Origin of the sequence: Streptomyces exfoliatus, from assembly GCF_000725545.1 — a bacterium.
Taxonomy (GTDB): Bacteria; Actinomycetota; Actinomycetes; order Streptomycetales; family Streptomycetaceae; genus Streptomyces; species Streptomyces exfoliatus.
In genome coordinates, this window is the sequence record NZ_JNZP01000036.1 from 48,264 (window position 1) to 64,283 (window position 16,020).

Below are 16,020 nucleotides of genomic sequence, written 5' to 3' on the forward strand. Positions count from 1 at the left end.
CCGACGTGAAGGCCCTCGTACTGGCAGGTGGAACGGGAACACGTCTGCGCCCGTTCAGCTACTCCATGCCGAAACAGCTCATCCCCGTAGCCAACAAACCCGTCCTCGCACACGTCCTCGAGAACATCCGCGACATCGGCGTCACCGAAGCCGGCGTCATCGTCGGCGACTCCGAACCGGCCATCCGCGAAGCCCTGGGAGACGGCTCCCGCTTCGGCTTGCGCGTCACCTACCTGCGCCAGGACAAACCCAGGGGACTCGCCCACTGCGTCGCCCTCGCCCGCGACTTCCTCGGCGACGACGACTTCGTCATGTACCTCGGGGACAACATGCTCCCCGAAGGAGTCACCACCATCGCCGACGAATTCCGCAGGACCCGCCCGGCCGCCCAGATCGTCGTCCACAAGGTCCCCGACCCACAGGCCTTCGGCGTCGCCGAACTCGCCCAGGACGGCACCGTCCTGCGCCTCGTCGAGAAGCCCCGCCACCCGCGCAGCGACCTCGCCCTCATCGGCGTCTACTTCTTCACCGCCGCCGTCCACGAGGCCGTCGCCGCCATCCGGCCCAGCGCCCGCGGCGAACTCGAGATCACCGACGCCATCCAATGGCTCGTCAGCCGCGGCACCACCGTCCACGCCAGCGAATACAGCGGCTACTGGAAGGACACCGGCCGAGCGGAGGACGTCCTCGACTGCAACAGGCGCCTCCTCGGCGCCCTCCACCCCAGCGTCCTCGGCGACGTCGACGACCTCAGCGACATCGCCCCCAACGTCGTCGTCGAACCCGGCGCCCGCATCGTACGGTCCCGCATCGAAGGCCCGGCCATCATCGGCGCCGACACCCTCGTCGAGGACAGCCACATAGGCCCCGACACCTCCATCGGCCGGGGCTGCGTCGTCCGCTCCACCCGCCTCGCCGACTCCATCGTCATGGACGGTGCCACCATCGCCCACGTGCCAGGCCTTCGCGCCTCCCTCATCGGCCGCTCCGCGACCGTCCACCCCACCGACCACGGCGAATCCCGGCACCGCCTGGTCATCGGAGACCACACCCGGGTCGAGGTCGCCTCATGAGGATCCTGGTCACCGGAGGAGCCGGATTCATCGGCTCCCACTACGTCCGCACCCTGCTCGCCGGCGGCTACCCCGGCTACGAGGACGCCCACGTCACCGTTCTCGACAAGCTCACCTACGCCGGCAACCGCGCCAACATCCCCCTCGGCCACCCCCGCCTCGAACTCGTCGAAGGCGACGTCTGCGACCGCGACCTGCTCCGCGGGCTCCTGCCCGGCCACGATGCCGTCGTCCACTTCGCCGCCGAATCACACGTCGACCGCTCCCTCGCCTCCGCCGACGAATTCGTCCGCACCAACATCGGCGGCACCCAGACCCTCCTCGACGCCTGCCTGGAGACCGGCGTCACCCGCATCGTCCACGTCTCCACCGACGAGGTGTACGGGACCATCGCCGAAGGCTCCTGGACCGAGGACCACCCCCTCCTCCCCAACTCGCCGTACGCCGCCACCAAAGCGGCCTCGGACCTCATCGCCCGCGCCTACTGGCGCACCCACGGCCTCGACCTCTCCATCACCCGCTGCTCCAACAACTACGGGCCCTACCAGCACCCCGAGAAACTCATCCCCCTGTTCCTCACCAACCTCCTCGAAGGCGGCACCGTCCCCCTCTACGGCGACGGCCTCAACGTCCGCGAATGGCTCCACGTAGACGACCACTGCCGCGCCATCCAGCTCGTCCTCACCCGCGGCCGCGCCGGCGAGATCTACAACGTCGGCGGCGGCAACGAACAGACCAACCTCGCCGTCACCGAACGGCTCCTCCGCCTCTGCGGCGCCGACCGCTCCGCGATCCGCCACGTCGCCGACCGCAAGGGCCACGACCTGCGCTACTCCCTCGACGAGACCAAGATCCGCGAGGAGCTCGGGTACGCCCCCCTCATCTCCTTCGAGCAGGGCATGGCCGACACGGTCGCCTGGTACCGGGACAACGCGCACTGGTGGAAGGCGTCCAAGCACCGCAACGACCAAGGAGAGGGAAACCGCACATGAGCGACCACAAGGCGCTGGTCCTGGACGAGACCCGCAAATACCACCAGGACAGCGAGAACGGCGCGGGCTTCGTCCCCGGCGTCACCGAGATATGGCCCTCCGGTGCCGTCCTCGACGCCGACGACCGCGCCGCCCTCGTCGAAGCCGCCCTCGACCTCCGCATCGCCGCAGGACCGAGCGCCCGCAAGTTCGAATCGGCCTTCGCCCGCCGCCTCGGCCTGCGCAAGGCCCACCTGACGAACTCCGGCTCCTCCGCCAACCTCCTCGCCCTCTCCGCCCTCACCTCCCATCTCCTGGAGGAGCGGCGGCTACGGCCCGGAGACGAGGTCATCACCGTCGCCGCCGGTTTCCCCACCACGGTCAACCCCATCGTGCAGAACGGCCTCGTCCCGGTCTTCGTCGACATCGAACTCGGCACGTACAACACCACCGCCGACCGCGTCGCCCAGGCCATCGGACCCCGGACCAAGGCGATCATGATCGCCCACGCCCTCGGCAACCCCTTCGAAGTCGCCGAGATCGCCCAGCTCGCCGAGGACCACGGACTCTTCTTCGTCGAGGACAACTGCGACGCCGTCGGCTCCACCTACAACGGCCGCCTCACCGGCACCTTCGGCCACTTCAGCACCGTCAGCTTCTACCCCGCCCACCACCTCACCATGGGCGAGGGCGGCATCGTCCTGACCTCGAACCTCCAGTACGCCCGGATCGTCGAGTCCCTCCGCGACTGGGGCCGGGACTGCTGGTGCGAACCCGGCAAGAGCAACACCTGCCTCAAGCGGTTCGACTACCAGATGGGCACGCTGCCCGAGGGCTACGACCACAAGTACATCTTCTCCCACGTCGGCTACAACCTGAAGGCGACCGACCTCCAGGCCGCCCTCGGCCTCAGCCAGCTCGGCAAACTCGACTCCTTCGTCGAAGCCCGCAAGCGGAACTGGAACCGCCTCAGGAACGGCCTCGACGGCGTCCCCCACCTGCTGCTGCCCGAACCCACTCGCGGCAGCGACCCAAGCTGGTTCGGCTTCGTCATCACCGTCGATCCCGACGCCCCCTTCACCCGCGCCGCCCTCGTCGACTTCCTCGAAGCCCGCAAGATCGGCACCCGCCGCCTCTTCGCCGGCAACCTCACCCGCCACCCCGCCTACCTCGACCGGCCGCACCGCGTCTCCGGCACCCTCACCAACAGCGACACCGTCACCGAGCACACCTTCTGGGTCGGCGTCTATCCCGGCCTCACCGACGACATGCTCGACTACGTCATCGCCTCCGTCCGCGAGTTCGTGGAGGCCCACACGTGACGGCGCCCACCGCTCCCGACGCACCCCCCGTCCTGCGGCCCCGCCGCGACGACCGGCTCGCCGACCGCCTCGGGCGGTCGGCGGCCGCCGCCACCGCCGGCCACCACCTCCGCACCGACGAGGTCGCGACCTGGCTCGACGAACGCCGCAGGGCGCACCACTTCCGCGTCGACCGCATCCCCTTCGCCGACCTCGACGGCTGGTCCTTCGAGAGCACCACCGGCAACCTCGTCCACCGCAGCGGCCGCTTCTTCACCGTCGAGGGACTCGACGTCACCGTCGGCCGGGGCCCGACCGCCCACCACTGGCAACAACCCGTCATCAACCAGCCCGAGGTCGGCATCCTCGGCATCCTCGCCAAGGAATTCGACGGGATCCTGCACTTCCTCATGCAGGCGAAGATGGAACCGGGCAACCCCAACCTGCTCCAGCTCTCGCCGACCGTCCAGGCCACCCGCAGCAACTACACCAAGGTCCACCAGGGCTCCGACGTGAAGTACCTCGACCACTTCACCGACCCCCGCCGCGCCCGGGTCCTCGCCGACACGCTCCAGTCCGAACACGGCTCCTGGTTCTACCGCAAGGCCAACCGCAACGTCGTCGTCGAAACCGACGACGACGTCCCCCTCGACGACGACTTCTGCTGGCTCACCCTCGGCCAGATCGGCCGGCTGCTCCAGCAGAGCAACACCGTCAACATGGACGCCCGTACCGTCCTCGCCTGCGTCCCCGTCGCCCACGACGAGTCCCACGCCCTCCACTCCGACACCGAACTCCGCTCCTGGATCACCCGCGAACGCTCCCGCCACGACCTCCACGCCCACCGCATCCCCCTCGCCCACGTCACCGACTGGACCCGCGACGCGGAAACCATCAGCCACGACCAGGGCCGCTACTTCAAGGTCACCGCCGTCTCCGTACAAGCCGGCAACCGCGAGGTCCCCGGCTGGACCCAGCCCCTCTTCGAACCGGTCGGACTCGGCATCACCGCCTTCGCCTTCCGTCACTTCTCCGGCGTCCCCCACCTGCTCGCCCACGCCCGCGTCGAAGCCGGCTTCCTCGACACCGTCGAACTCGGCCCCACCGTGCAGTACACCCCCGACAACTTCACCCACCTCACCGGCGACGACCGCCCGCTCTTCCTCGACGCGATACGCGCCGCCCCGCCGAACGCCATCCGCTACGAAAGCGTCCACGCCGAAGAGGGCGGCCGCTTCCTCAACGCCGAGAGCCGCTACCTCCTCGTCGACGCCGACGCAGCCGGCATCCCCGGCGACCCCCCACCCGGCTACCGCTGGACCACCCCGGGACAGTTCACCCACCTGCTCCGGCACGGCCACTACGTCAACGTCCAGGCCCGCACCCTCCTCGCGGTCCTCAACAGCGGCTCCGTCACCCTGTGACCCCGCACCCCGCCCCCCTCCGCGTCGGCGTCCTCGGCTGCGCCGACATCGCCCTGCGCCGGATGCTCCCCGCCTTCGCCGCCTCACCCGCCGCCGCACTCGTCGCCGTCGCCAGCCGCGAACCGGCGAAGGCGGCGGCCACCGCTGCCCGCCACGGCTGCCGCCCCGTCCACGGCTACGAGGCACTCCTCGACGACGACACCATCGACGCCGTGTACGTACCGCTGCCGGCCGCCCTTCACGCCCGCTGGGTCGAAGCCGCGCTCACCGCCGGCAAACACGTCCTGGCAGAGAAACCCCTGACGACCCACGCTCCGACCACGGCCCGGCTGCTGGCCCTCGCCAGATCCCGCCGACGGGTCCTCATGGAGAACGTCATGTTCGTCCACCACCGCCGGCACACCACCGTCCGCACCCTGGTCGCCGAGGGCGCCATCGGCGAGCTCCGCGCCTTCCGCGCCGCGTTCTGCGTCCCCCGGCGCCCCGCCACCGACATCCGCCTGCGCCCCGAACTCGGCGGCGGCGCCCTGTGGGACACCGGCGTCTACCCCCTCCGTGCCGCCCTGCACCACCTCGGCACCGGCCTGCGCACCACCGGTGCCGTCCTCACCCGGCCCGATGAGCACGCCGTGGACACCGCGGGCGCGGCCCTGCTGCACACCCCCGACGGCGTCCCCGTCCATCTCGACTTCGGCCTGGACCACGTCTACCTCAACGCGTATGAGATCGTCGGCAGCCACGGCCGCATCCACGTCGACCGCGCCTTCACCCCGCCCCCCGACCACACCCCCGCCATCCGCCTCGACACCCCTGACGGCACCCGCACCGTCCCCGTACCCCCCGACGACCAGGTCGCCAACAGCGTCGCCGCCTTCGTCGCCGCCGTCCGCGACGACATCCCACCCGACCCCGTCGTCCTCGAACAGGCCACGCTCCTCGACGCAATCCGCACGGCGACCACCACCCCGTGAACACGCGAAGAAGGGGCCGCGCACCCCACGCGCGCGGCCCCTTCCCCTCCCGTTCCAAGGACTACTCGAACAGCGGCGGAATGCCCTGCCCCATGCCACCGTCCGCGTGCAGCACCGACCCCGTCGAGAACGTGGCGTCGAAGCCCAGGTACAGCACCGCCGCGGCGATCTCCTCCGGCTCTGCGTGCCGCCCCAGCGGCGTCAGCTGGGCGCCTTCCTTCTCGTTCGCGGCCTTCTCCTCCTCCGTCATGTTCGCGTAGCCCATGGTCGGCGTCAGCGTGAAGCCGGGACTGACCGAGTTCACCCGGATCTTCCGCGGCAGCAACTCTGCCGCGAACACCTTCGCGAACCCGCCCACCGCCGCCTTCATCCCGGTCGCCACACTCGTCCCCGGATAGCCGTGGCCCACCAGCACAGCCGTCGTGAACACGATCGAACCACCGTCGTTGACCAGCGGTGCCAGCTGCTGCGTCGTGAAGAACGCACCCTTCGTGTTGATGTCGAAGGACTTGTCGAACGCGGCCTCCGTCACCTCTTCCAGGGCACCCAGTTCCGCGTACCCCACGTTCACGAACAGGAAATCGATCCGGTCCAGCTTCTCCCCGACGATCCCGCCCAGCGCCGTGATGTCGGCCATGCTCCCCGCGTCGGAGCGCACCACGTGCGCCGGCCGGCCCGCGAGCTCGGTCCGCACCGCCTCGATGTTCTTCTCGTTCCGCCCGGTCAGCAGCACCTCCGCGCCACCGTCCAGCAACGCCCGGACGACCGCCAGACCGATCCCGTGCGTCCCACCGGTGACCACGGCCTTCTTGCCTTCGTACTTACCCATGGAAACGATCCGCTCCTTCACAGACACACCGGATGACACCCCCGAGCCTGCGCCCCCGCACTGTCGCCCGGCTGTCATCCGCTGTCGCCCCGCTGTCGCCCGACCGTCACGGCTATCCTGATCATCATGCGTTTCGGGGTACTCGGCTCACTGACCGTACGGACGGCCGAGGGACACCCCGTCCCCCTCACCGAGACGAAGGTACGGACCCTCCTCGCCGACCTCCTCGTCCACACCGGCCGCCCCGTCACCGCCGCCCGGCTCATCGACGACCTGTGGGGCCCCGACCTCCCCCGCAACCCGGCCAACGCCCTCCAGAACAAGATCTCCCGCCTGCGACACATCCTGGACACCGCGGCACCCCACGGCCGCCACCACCTCCGGTTACGCCCCGGTGGATACCTCCTCGACATCGACCCCGACACCGTCGACGCCCACCGCTTCCGGACCCTCACCGCCCGGGCCAGAGCCACCGGCACACCCCGCGCCCGCGCCGCACTCCTCACCGACGCCCTCGGCCTCTGGCGCGGCCCCGCCTACACCGACTTCCCCGACGCCGCCTTCGTCCGCGCGACGGCCGCCGCTCTCGAAGAAGAACGGCTCGCCGCCCTCGAAGACCTCGCCGAAACACGTCTCGACCTCGGCGACCACGACACCGTCGCCGCGGAACTCGCCGAACAGGTCGCACGCCACCCCTTGCGCGAACGCCTCCGCGCCGCCCACATCCGTGCCCTCTACCGCACCGGCCGCCAGCGGGAGGCCCTCGACTCCTACCAGGACCTGCGCACCCGCCTCGCCCAGGACCTCGGCCTCGATCCCGGCCCCACCCTCACCGCCCTCCACCAGGCGATACTCCGCCAGGACGCCGACCCCGCGCCGCCCCCGGCGCCCGACCCCGCACCGACCCCCCCTCCACCCCCCAACCGCACCAACCTTCCCGCGCCCTACACCGAACTCATCGGCAGAACCGACGCGCTCACCGACATCGGCACCCTCCTCACCACCCGCCGCCTGGTCACCCTCACCGGCCCCGGCGGCGTCGGCAAGACCCGCCTCGCCCTGGCCGCCGCCACCGACCACGCCCCCGCCCACCCCGACGGCGTCTGGCTCGTGGAACTCGCCGCACTCGACACCACCGCGGCCGCGGACCCCGTCGCCACCCTGGCCGAAGCCGTCACCACCACCCTCGGCATCCGCGACGACGCCTACGCCGGCCCGACCCCACTCGACTGCCTCACCGACACCCTCCGCACCCGCACGCTGCTGCTCCTCCTGGACAACTGCGAACACATGACGGCGCCGGCCGCGCACCTCGCCGCCCATCTCCTGCGCAACGTGCCGGGCATCCGCATCCTCGCCACCAGCCAGGAACCCCTGGGTCTCCCCGGTGAGCAGGTCTGGACGGTCTCACCCCTGGACCTCCCCGACCCGGCGACCGCCCCCGAACCGGCCGCCCTGGAACGATCCGGCGCCGTCCGTCTCTTCGTCGCCCGGGCCACCGCCGCCGTCCAGGACTTCGCCCTCACCGCCGAGAACGCCGAAGCCGTCGCCGCCATCTGCCGCCGCCTCGACGGCATCCCCCTCGCCCTCGAACTCGCCGCGACCCGCCTCAAGGTCCTCGGCCCCCACGGCCTCCTCGCCCGCCTCGACGACCGCTTCCGGCTGCTCTCCGCCACCCGCCGTGAAGCCCCCGCCCGTCAGCAGACCCTCCGCGCCATGATCGACTGGAGCTGGGAACTCCTCACCGCCTCCGAGCAGATCGTCCTGCGCCGCCTCAGCGTCCACGCCGACGGCTGCACCCTCGACGCGGCCGAAGCCGTCTGCGCCGGTGAAGGCGTCAAACGCGAAGACGTCCTCGACCTCCTCGCCCGCCTCGTCGACCGCTCCCTCGTCGTCGTGACCGATACCCCTCACGGCCCCCGGTACCGGCTCCTCGAATCCGTCGCCGCCTATTGCCACGAACGCATCCACACGGCCGGCGAACACGACACCCTCCAACGCCGCCACCGCCTCCACTACACCGCCCTCGCCGAAACCGCCGCCCCTCTCCTCCGCGGCCGGGACCAGCGCACCTGGCTCGAACGCCTCGACCTCGAAACCGCCAACCTCCGCAAGGCGATCGAGCACCCCGGCGACCCGACCACCCTCCGCCTCGTCAACGCCCTCGCCTGGTACTGGATCCTCCGCGGCCGTCTCCGCGAAGCCCGCCGCTCCCTCCACGCCGCCCTCACCCCCGTCCACCCCGACACGCCCCCGGAACTCCACGCCACCGCCACCGCCTGGTGGACCGCCGTCACCCTCCTCCAAGGCGACGGAGAGGACCGCACCACCCGCATCGGCACCGCACTCGAGCTCCACGCCGGCCTCGACGACCCCCACGGACTCGCCCACACCCAGTGGCTCCTGGCGTTCGCCCTCCTGCCCACCGGCGACCTCGACACCAGCGAGAACCTGACCCGCCACTCCCTCCGGGGCTTCGCCGCCCTCGACGACCCCTGGGGCACCGCCGCCGCCCAGGCCGTCGCCGCCACCCAGGCCCTCGTACGCGGGGACCTCACCGCCCTGCGTACCACCGGCGAACGAAGCGCCCGTACCTTCACCGAACTCGGCGACCGCTGGGGCCGGCTGCAGACCGTCCACCCCCTCGCCGCCCTCGCCGAGACCACCGGCGACTACGACGAAGCGCTGCGCCTCCACCAGGAAGGCCTCCACATCGCCGAAGAGCTGGGCCTGTGGACCGAGGCCTCCCACCGGCTCTCGGGTCTGGGACGCATCGCGCTCCTCCAAGGCGACTTCACCCGCGCCGGAGAGCTCCACGAACGTGCCGCCCGGCTCTCGGCCGATCACTCCGACCGCCCTGGCGTCGTCCACGCCGAAATCGGCCTCGGCCTCGGCGCCCGCCGTGAAGGCCGCCTCGACCGAGCCGAAACCCACTTCCGCAGCGTTCTCGACTGGGGCCGCCACGTCGTCTTCGAAACCGGCCGCGCTCTCGTCATGGCCGAACTCGGCTTCATCGCCGAACTCCGCGGCGACCCCACCACGGCCCTCGCCCACCACCTCACCGGCTACGCCGCGGCCCACGAGACCGGCGACCCCCGCGCCCTCGCCCTCGCCCTCGAAGGCCTCGCCGGCGCCCAGGCACTCGCCGGCCATCCCACCCGCGCCGCCCTCCTCCTCGGCACCGCCTCGGCCACCCGCGCCTCCGTCGGCGCGCCCCTCCCCCCTGCCGAACGCGCGGACGTCGACCGCATCACCACCATCGCCCGGACCGCCCTGGGAGACGACGCCTACCTCACGGCCTTCACCCGAGGGACCCGCCTCTCTCCTCCCGAAGCCCTCGCCGCAACCCACCTGGAGGACCCTTCGGGCGCGACGCGCCCGGCCGGTGAGTGACTCCGCCGATCAGGTCCGGCAGGGTCATGCCCCGGCCTTCTTCATCAGCTCCACCAGGGACGAGAAGCTGTCCGCGGCGTGGCCGGCGTCCATGCCGCGCCGGGCGAGCTCGACGACCGCGGCAGGCAGCGTGGTGTCGACTCCCGCGTCGGCGTTGGTGTGCAGGACGTGCTCGATGCTGGCCATTCCCATGGCGAGGCGGTCCACGTCGCCGATGTGCCGGCCGGCGTCGATGCGTTCGGCGTAGAAGGAGAAGAATCCCGGCAGCGAGTTCGCGGTCTCCACGGCGTGCGGCAGGATGTCCGCCGCCGTCAGGCCGTTGGCGTCGGCGAGGGCGATGGCCTGCCAGTAGCTCAGCATGGAGGTCCAGAACATGACCATGCCGATCTGGTACATGAGCGCGGCGAGCCCGGGGTCCTCTCCCCGGTGGTCGGTCCGCCCCGTGATGACCTCGAGCGCGGGCCGGTGCCGGTCGAAGACGTCACGCGGGCCGCTGTAGAAGGTCGACGATTCGGCCTGCCCGATGCCGGAGGGCGGCACGGTGACGCCGCCGGTCAGCTGGACGGCGCCCTGCTCGGCGGCCCAGCGGGCCGCGTCCCGGGCCTTCTCGGGCGTGTCGGAGCTGAGGTTGACCAGGGTCCGGCCGGTCAGTGCGGCCTCGGCGGGCTCGAGTACGGCGTACATGGCGTCGTAGTCGGTGAGGCTGAGGATCACCAGCTCGTGGGCGGCGAGTGCCTCCTTCACGTTCGGGGCGAGCACCGCCCCGCGTGTGACCAGGGCGTCCGCGCGCGACGCGGTGCGGTTCCAGACGGTGACGTCGTACCCGCGGTCGAGGAAGGCGCCGGCCATGGCCTGTCCCATGGGGCCGAGGCCGATGACGGTGACCGACTGCTTGGTGCTGCTCATGACGAGATCCACCCCTCACTAAAACGAGCGCTCTATTTAGAGCTCGGCGAAAACGTACCACGGCTCTAAAGCGAGCGCTCTACTCAGAGGTACGGTGGCCCCATGCAGACCAGCACACGGGACCGGATCGTCATCGCCGCAGCACGCCTCCTGCAGCGGCAGGGCTACGTCGGCACGGGAATCAAACAGATCGCCCAGGAGGCGCAGGCCACCCTCGGCTCCGTCTACCACTTCTTCCCGGGTGGCAAGGAGGCCGTCGCCGTCGCCGCCATCAAGTACAGCACCGAGGAGTTCGCGACGCTCCTGCGCGAAGCGTTGGACAGTGACGACGACCCGGCCGGGGCAGTGTCGGCTTGCGCCCGTCAACTCGCCGAAGAACTGCGCGAGTCGGGATGGACCGACGGCTGCCCGGTCACGGCAGCCGCCCTGGAGACCCTCGGCACCGAATCGGAGATCCAGCAGGCGTGCGCCGACGCCCTGCGCGGCTGGGAACAACTGGTCCGCGACAAGCTGTTGCGCTGCGGCTTCCCCGCCCAGAGCGCCCGGGAACTGGCGAGCACCGTCATCTCCGCCCTGGAAGGCGCCGAAGTCACCGCCCAGGTCAACCGCAGCGAGGAACCACTCCAGGTGGCGGGCCGACAGCTCGCCCGCCTCATCCGCTCATACGACGAGTACGAGGCGTACGCGCCCGTACTCCCCCCGATGTAATCACCGCCCCGCACCACCCCGCGAAGTACCCCCACCTCGGTCCTCAGCCCGAGGAATCGCCCTCCGAACAGCGGGAATCTGGGAGCGACCCGAAGAGGACCGATGAAGGGAGGCCCGATGAGGGCCGCAAGAGGACCATCGGCTGGGGGTGCTGGCCCTGTGGGTGATCGTCATGGCCCTCGCCGCACCCCTGGCCGGAAAGCTCGCCGACGTACGGCGCGACCGCGCCGTCGACTACCTGCCCGCGAGCGCCGACTCGACCCGGGTCGCGCACATCATGGAGCGGATGCCCGGCGGCGACTCCACGACGCACTGCTCCTCGCCTCCCGCTACCGGGAGGAACTGCGCCGCGTCCCCCGCCCCTGCCGAGCGGAGCTCCTCGCCGCGATCCGCACGGTCGCGGCGGGCGAGGCCCTGCTGTCGCCGGGCCCGACGTCCCGGCTGATGGCCCGCGCGCTGGCCGTGCCGGACACCCCGAAGACGGGCGGCCCGGAGGGCCTCCCGGATCGCGAACGCCAGGTCCTGGCACGGGCGGCGGGGGGCCTGAACAACACGGAGATCGCGGAATCCCGCAATCTCTCCCCCCTCACGGCGAAGACCCACGTCAGCCGCATCATGGGAAAACCGTCCGCCAGGGACCGGGCCCAGCTGGTCATCATCGCGTACGAATCAGGCCTGGTGACCCCCGGAACTACCGCAGTGTGACCCGACCGACGACCGGCAGATGGTCGCTGCCGGTGGCGGGCAGCGTCCGAAGGCGGCCGACGGTGGCCGAGCGGCCCATGACCTGGTCGATCCGGGCCACCGGGAAGGCGGCGGGGAAGCTGAAGGCGAAGCCCCGCTCCGCCACGTCCAGCCGTGAGGTCAGCGGGGCGAGCCCCCGGTCGTCGACCGTGCCGTTGAGATCGCCGAGCAGAATCACCCGCTCCACCTTTTCGGCCGCGACGGCCGCGCCAAGGAGACCGGCGCTCTCGTCGCGCCAGGAGGAAGCGAGGCCACTGGCCCGGACGCGTACGGAGGGCAGATGCGCGACGTACACCGCGACCTCGCCCCGAGGCGTGCGGACGACGGCCCGCAGCCCCCGGCTCCAGGGCCCGGCGATCCCCTGGGGCTTGACGTCCAGCGGCCGGTCACCGGTCAGCGGATGCTTCGACCAGAGCCCGACGGTGCCGTGGACGGCGTGGTACGGGTAGGCGGGGGCGAGCGTCTTCTCGTAGACGGCGAGCGCGGGGTGCACCAGCTCCTGCAGCGCGATGAGATCGGGCCTGCCGCCGGCCAGGGCGAGCGCCGTACCGGCGGGATCGGGATTCACGTCACTGACGTTGTGCTGCACGACGACCAGGTCCGAACGCTCCTCGCCGGGCAGGAGCAGCCCACCGAAGAGATACGTCCAGACGGCGACCGGCAGCAGCAGAGCGACCAGCGCGAGGGCCGAACGGCGCGACAGCGCGAGCCCGAACAGTGCCACGACGACGAGCCAGAGCCACGGCAGAAAGGTCTCCAGCAGACTGCCCACCCGTCCCACCGAGTTGGGCACGACCCGGGGGAACGCCAGAAGACCGGCGATCAACACGGCGAACGCGGCGCACGCCCGCCCCCGAGCCCAGACCGACCGCCCCCACCAGGGCACCGTCGCCTCCACCCGCCATGTCCTCCGCTCGTCCATTCGGTCTTACTTCGAGTAGTTGTAGACGGTCGCCCGGGAGACACCGAGCTGGTCGGCGATGAGCTGTGCGGAGCTCCGGGTCTCGAAGAAGCCCTCGCGATGCAGCTGCCGCACCAGCTCGCGCTTCTGGTCACGGGGGAGACCGCGCGGGGTGCTGGAGCGCTCGGCCGCGAAGGAGTCGATGGCCGAGCGGAGTTCGCGCCCGGTGCGGTCGCGCAGCGTCTCCAGGGCGGTCTCGCCCTGGTGTACGACGTCCGTGGCGACGAGGTTGGCCAGGGTGAGGGCCAGCGGCGACAGCGTACTGACGTCGAGGTTCAGGCACAGGGCCGCGACATAACGTCCCTCGGCGTTCTTGATGCCGATCGAGGTGCTTTTGGCCGGGCGTCCGTCGGGGAACCGGTTGCCGTAGTTCTGGATGACGCCGGGGTACTCGGGGTCGGCGATGCGGCGCAGGCCCAGTTCGGTGGCGGAGTCGCCGACCCGGCGTCCGGACAGGTTGTTCTCGATGACGCGGATGGCGTGGTCAGGACGGCGCAGATCGTGCAGGACGACCTCGCACAGGCCGGGGAACATGCGCCCCACGGCGACGGCGATGCGCTCGGCCTCCTGCAGCAGGTGCTCGTCGTCCGGCCGCCCGGTCATCGGGAGCCTTCGTGGGCGAAGACCGCGGCCATCTTCTCGGCGGACTTGAGCCCCGCACCGGTGAGCACGACCACGGTCGTCTCGTCCGGAGCGATCTGCCCGGTCGCGATGAAGTGATCGAGGGCCGCCGCGGCGACGCCGCTGGTCGGCTCGACGTACAGGCCCCGGGCGCTCAGCGCGCGGACCGCGGCGTGGATCCGCGCCTCGGAGACGGCGCAGGCGCCGCCGCCGGAGCGGCGGATGGCCTCCACGGCCTCGGGCAGCCGGACCGGATGGGCGATGGACGCGCCCTCGGCGATGGTCGGCACCCGCTCGCCGCGGCCGGCCGGGTCGATGCCGTTGAACGTGTCGGCGATGGTCGCCCAGTGCTCGGGCTGCCCGACGAACAGGCGCGGGCGCCGGTCGATCTGGCCGGCGGCGAGGAGCTCGCCGAAGGCGAGGTCGCACCCGATGACGTTGCTGCCGGCCCCGGCCACGAGCACGACGTTGTCGGGCGCGGTGAAGCCGAGGGACTCCCACATCTCGTAGGCGACGGTCTTGGTGCCCTGGATGAACATGGGGTGCCAGTTGTGGCTGGCGTAGGGGATTCGCTCCGACTGCCGGATCGCCTCGTCCGAGACCTCGTCGCGGGTGCCGCCCACGAGCTCGATCTCGGCTCCGTAGGCGCGGGCCTGGAGGATCTTGGCGGCCGAGGTGGCGGCGGGAACGATGATCTTGGCGCGGATACCGGCGGCGGCGTAGGCGGCCACCGCGGCACCGCCGTTGCCGGAACTGTCCTCCAGTACGCGGTCGACGCCGTGCGCCACGAGGTGGGACACCATCACCGACACGCCCCGGTCCTTGAAGCTGGAGGTCGGGTTGAACCACTCCAACTTGAAGTGAACGCGCCGCCCGCCCCACTCCAAGGGGACCATCGGCGTACACCCCTCGCCCAGGCTCACCCGCCGGGCGAACGGGACGGGCAGGACGGCGTGGTAGCGCCACAGGGACCGCTCGGCTGTGTCGACCTGCCCGGGCCGCAGCCCCGGCAGCGCACTGACGGCAAGCGGACTGCCGTCCTCACCCCGCCAACGGGGATCGTCCAGGGAGTACCGCTGCCCGGACCGGTCGTACAGACCGACGGCGTCGAGGTGCTGTTCGGCTGTCATGGTCGCTTCCGGCTTCTACTCGCGAGGTGCTGTCGTCCCTCCCACCCTAGACGCCGCATCCAAATATAAACAGAAAGTCCAGAAGCTGACGGCGGGTCACTGTCCGTCGGTGATGTAGTAGTCGTTCTTCAGGTACTCCAGGGTGTAGCTGCCGAGGTCGCTCTCGGTGAAGGTGGCGGAGGACCTGACCGCTTCGAGCGGCATCTCGATCTTTTCGGGGGTGCGGACGACGACGCGCTGCGGATCGACCGTCGCGGTCTGCAGGGCCTTCTTCTGCTCGGGCGAGATCATCTGGAACACGATGACGTACGTCGACGTGCACGGGCCGAATCCCTGATCCTGTGCCTTCTTCGCGCCCGGCCCGGCCACTTCGCAGACCGTGCCGATGTCCTCGTGCCCGAGGCCGTGGAGGTACTGCTCGTACCGCTGGATCGCGCGCTCCTTCGTCATGGGCGCGGGCTGCTTGCCGGTAGCGGAGACCGACGGCTTCCCGGTGCCGGCGGACGGGGACGGCACGGCCGACGGCTCTTTCGCCGCCGCGGACGCGGACGGCTGCCGCGAAGGCTTCGTGGCCGCGTCCTCCTCCGACTTCTCCGGACCGCACGCGCCCGCCGCCAGCACGACGCAGGCCGATACCACCGCGCGCACCATCGCCTGCGTTCTCATCAGATCCCCTCCACCAGCCGACTTCACCATCAAGGCTTCACGCAGGATCCGGGGGAACGGTTCCCCATCCCGTGACGGGTCACGTCCACCGCCCGGAGCCCTGCACTCGTCAGGGGGGACCCGGTCCGCGCCGCCCGCCGTCCCAACGACGCCTCCGGCAGCGTGATCCCATGCACCCCCGCCGTACGACGCTCCTCATCCTCGCCGCGCTCCTCACCAGCGGATGCGTGGCCGTCCCCCACGCCCCTGCCCCCGCCGCCCCGCCCGGCCCGCAGGACTCGCGCCCGCCGCCGACCGCCCCCCCGGCCCCGCTCCCCACCTG

Annotated in this window: 14 protein-coding genes and 1 pseudogene; 9 read left to right on the forward strand and 6 right to left on the reverse strand. The window is 71.2% G+C overall.

Translation table 11 applies throughout. The features are described 5' to 3' along the window. Positions 1-5 precede the first annotated feature (5 nt). The 5 genes from IO20_RS0130980 to IO20_RS0131000 are packed head-to-tail and all read left to right on the forward strand — an operon-like array spanning position 6 to position 5,740. Positions 6-1,073: a glucose-1-phosphate thymidylyltransferase gene (locus tag IO20_RS0130980; protein ID WP_030554131.1), complete on the forward strand. Its 1,068-nt coding sequence runs from the start codon at positions 6-8 to the stop codon at positions 1,071-1,073. Then, positions 1,070-2,065, forward strand: coding sequence for a dTDP-glucose 4,6-dehydratase (rfbB, locus tag IO20_RS0130985; protein WP_030554132.1), 996 nt, complete (start codon positions 1,070-1,072; stop codon positions 2,063-2,065). Before IO20_RS0130980 ends, rfbB begins: the two co-directional genes overlap by 4 nt. Then, positions 2,062-3,366 (forward strand): lipopolysaccharide biosynthesis protein RfbH, encoded by a 1,305-nt coding sequence (rfbH, locus tag IO20_RS0130990; protein WP_030554133.1) that lies wholly within the window; start codon positions 2,062-2,064, stop codon positions 3,364-3,366. Before rfbB ends, rfbH begins: the two co-directional genes overlap by 4 nt. After that, complete coding sequence (locus tag IO20_RS0130995) at positions 3,363-4,769, forward strand: NDP-hexose 2,3-dehydratase family protein (RefSeq protein ID WP_030554135.1); 1,407 nt, start codon at positions 3,363-3,365, stop codon at positions 4,767-4,769. Before rfbH ends, IO20_RS0130995 begins: the two co-directional genes overlap by 4 nt. Continuing rightward, positions 4,766-5,740, forward strand: a complete 975-nt coding sequence (locus IO20_RS0131000; protein ID WP_030554136.1) for a Gfo/Idh/MocA family protein — start codon at positions 4,766-4,768, stop codon at positions 5,738-5,740. Before IO20_RS0130995 ends, IO20_RS0131000 begins: the two co-directional genes overlap by 4 nt. A 61-nt stretch (positions 5,741-5,801) precedes the next feature. Here the strand turns inward: IO20_RS0131000 and IO20_RS0131005 are convergent, their stop codons facing one another. Continuing rightward, positions 5,802-6,590, reverse strand: coding sequence for an SDR family oxidoreductase (locus IO20_RS0131005; protein WP_342668807.1), 789 nt, complete (start codon positions 6,588-6,590; stop codon positions 5,802-5,804). 105 nt (positions 6,591-6,695) lie between these two features. Between IO20_RS0131005 and IO20_RS0131010 the strand changes: the two genes are divergently transcribed. Continuing rightward, positions 6,696-9,962: an AfsR/SARP family transcriptional regulator gene (locus IO20_RS0131010; RefSeq protein ID WP_030554139.1), complete on the forward strand. Its 3,267-nt coding sequence runs from the start codon at positions 6,696-6,698 to the stop codon at positions 9,960-9,962. A 24-nt stretch (positions 9,963-9,986) separates the two neighbouring features. Here the strand turns inward: IO20_RS0131010 and IO20_RS0131015 are convergent, their stop codons facing one another. Continuing rightward, complete coding sequence (locus IO20_RS0131015) at positions 9,987-10,868, reverse strand: NAD(P)-dependent oxidoreductase (RefSeq protein ID WP_030554141.1); 882 nt, start codon at positions 10,866-10,868, stop codon at positions 9,987-9,989. Positions 10,869-10,970: 102 nt separating this feature from the next. On the opposite strand from IO20_RS0131015, the gene IO20_RS0131020 reads away from it, so the two are divergent. The 3 genes and pseudogenes from IO20_RS0131020 to IO20_RS40010 all read left to right on the forward strand — a co-directional run. After that, complete coding sequence (locus IO20_RS0131020) at positions 10,971-11,576, forward strand: TetR/AcrR family transcriptional regulator (RefSeq protein WP_030554146.1); 606 nt, start codon at positions 10,971-10,973, stop codon at positions 11,574-11,576. Between the two features lie 148 nt (positions 11,577-11,724). Continuing rightward, positions 11,725-12,021, forward strand: a complete 297-nt coding sequence (locus IO20_RS40880; RefSeq protein ID WP_169749543.1) for a hypothetical protein — start codon at positions 11,725-11,727, stop codon at positions 12,019-12,021. Continuing rightward, positions 11,946-12,281: pseudogene (locus IO20_RS40010) on the forward strand (response regulator transcription factor); the annotation flags it as partial. The gene IO20_RS40880 and the pseudogene IO20_RS40010, both read left to right, overlap by 76 nt. Here the strand turns inward: IO20_RS40010 and IO20_RS0131030 are convergent. From IO20_RS0131030 to IO20_RS40470, 4 genes are all read right to left on the reverse strand, one after another. Then, positions 12,268-13,242: an endonuclease/exonuclease/phosphatase family protein gene (locus tag IO20_RS0131030; protein WP_078946155.1), complete on the reverse strand. Its 975-nt coding sequence runs from the start codon at positions 13,240-13,242 to the stop codon at positions 12,268-12,270. The pseudogene IO20_RS40010 and the gene IO20_RS0131030 sit on opposite strands and share 14 nt — an antisense overlap. A gap of 6 nt (positions 13,243-13,248) precedes the next feature. Beyond that, positions 13,249-13,884 carry a helix-turn-helix transcriptional regulator gene (locus tag IO20_RS0131035; protein WP_030554152.1) on the reverse strand — a complete coding sequence of 212 codons (636 nt, stop codon included), beginning with the start codon at positions 13,882-13,884 and terminating at the stop codon, positions 13,249-13,251. Beyond that, positions 13,881-15,032 carry a pyridoxal-phosphate dependent enzyme gene (locus IO20_RS0131040; protein WP_030554154.1) on the reverse strand — a complete coding sequence of 384 codons (1,152 nt, stop codon included), beginning with the start codon at positions 15,030-15,032 and terminating at the stop codon, positions 13,881-13,883. The genes IO20_RS0131035 and IO20_RS0131040 overlap by 4 nt, the downstream gene beginning before the upstream one ends. Positions 15,033-15,128: 96 nt before the next feature. Next, positions 15,129-15,698 carry a hypothetical protein gene (locus IO20_RS40470; RefSeq protein ID WP_157850829.1) on the reverse strand — a complete coding sequence of 190 codons (570 nt, stop codon included), beginning with the start codon at positions 15,696-15,698 and terminating at the stop codon, positions 15,129-15,131. Between the last annotated feature and the right edge of the window lie 322 nt (positions 15,699-16,020).

Coding starts and splice junctions, on each gene's coding strand:
- IO20_RS0131030 (WP_078946155.1), bottom strand. CDS start 13,242: ATGGACGAGCGGAGGACATGGCGGGTGGAGGCGACGGTGCCCTGGTGG.
- IO20_RS0131040 (WP_030554154.1), bottom strand. CDS start 15,032: ATGACAGCCGAACAGCACCTCGACGCCGTCGGTCTGTACGACCGGTCC.
- IO20_RS0131020 (WP_030554146.1), top strand. CDS start 10,971: ATGCAGACCAGCACACGGGACCGGATCGTCATCGCCGCAGCACGCCTC.
- rfbB (WP_030554132.1), top strand. CDS start 1,070: ATGAGGATCCTGGTCACCGGAGGAGCCGGATTCATCGGCTCCCACTAC.
- IO20_RS0131015 (WP_030554141.1), bottom strand. CDS start 10,868: ATGAGCAGCACCAAGCAGTCGGTCACCGTCATCGGCCTCGGCCCCATG.
- IO20_RS0131010 (WP_030554139.1), top strand. CDS start 6,696: ATGCGTTTCGGGGTACTCGGCTCACTGACCGTACGGACGGCCGAGGGA.
- rfbH (WP_030554133.1), top strand. CDS start 2,062: ATGAGCGACCACAAGGCGCTGGTCCTGGACGAGACCCGCAAATACCAC.
- IO20_RS40470 (WP_157850829.1), bottom strand. CDS start 15,698: ATGAGAACGCAGGCGATGGTGCGCGCGGTGGTATCGGCCTGCGTCGTG.
- IO20_RS0131035 (WP_030554152.1), bottom strand. CDS start 13,884: ATGACCGGGCGGCCGGACGACGAGCACCTGCTGCAGGAGGCCGAGCGC.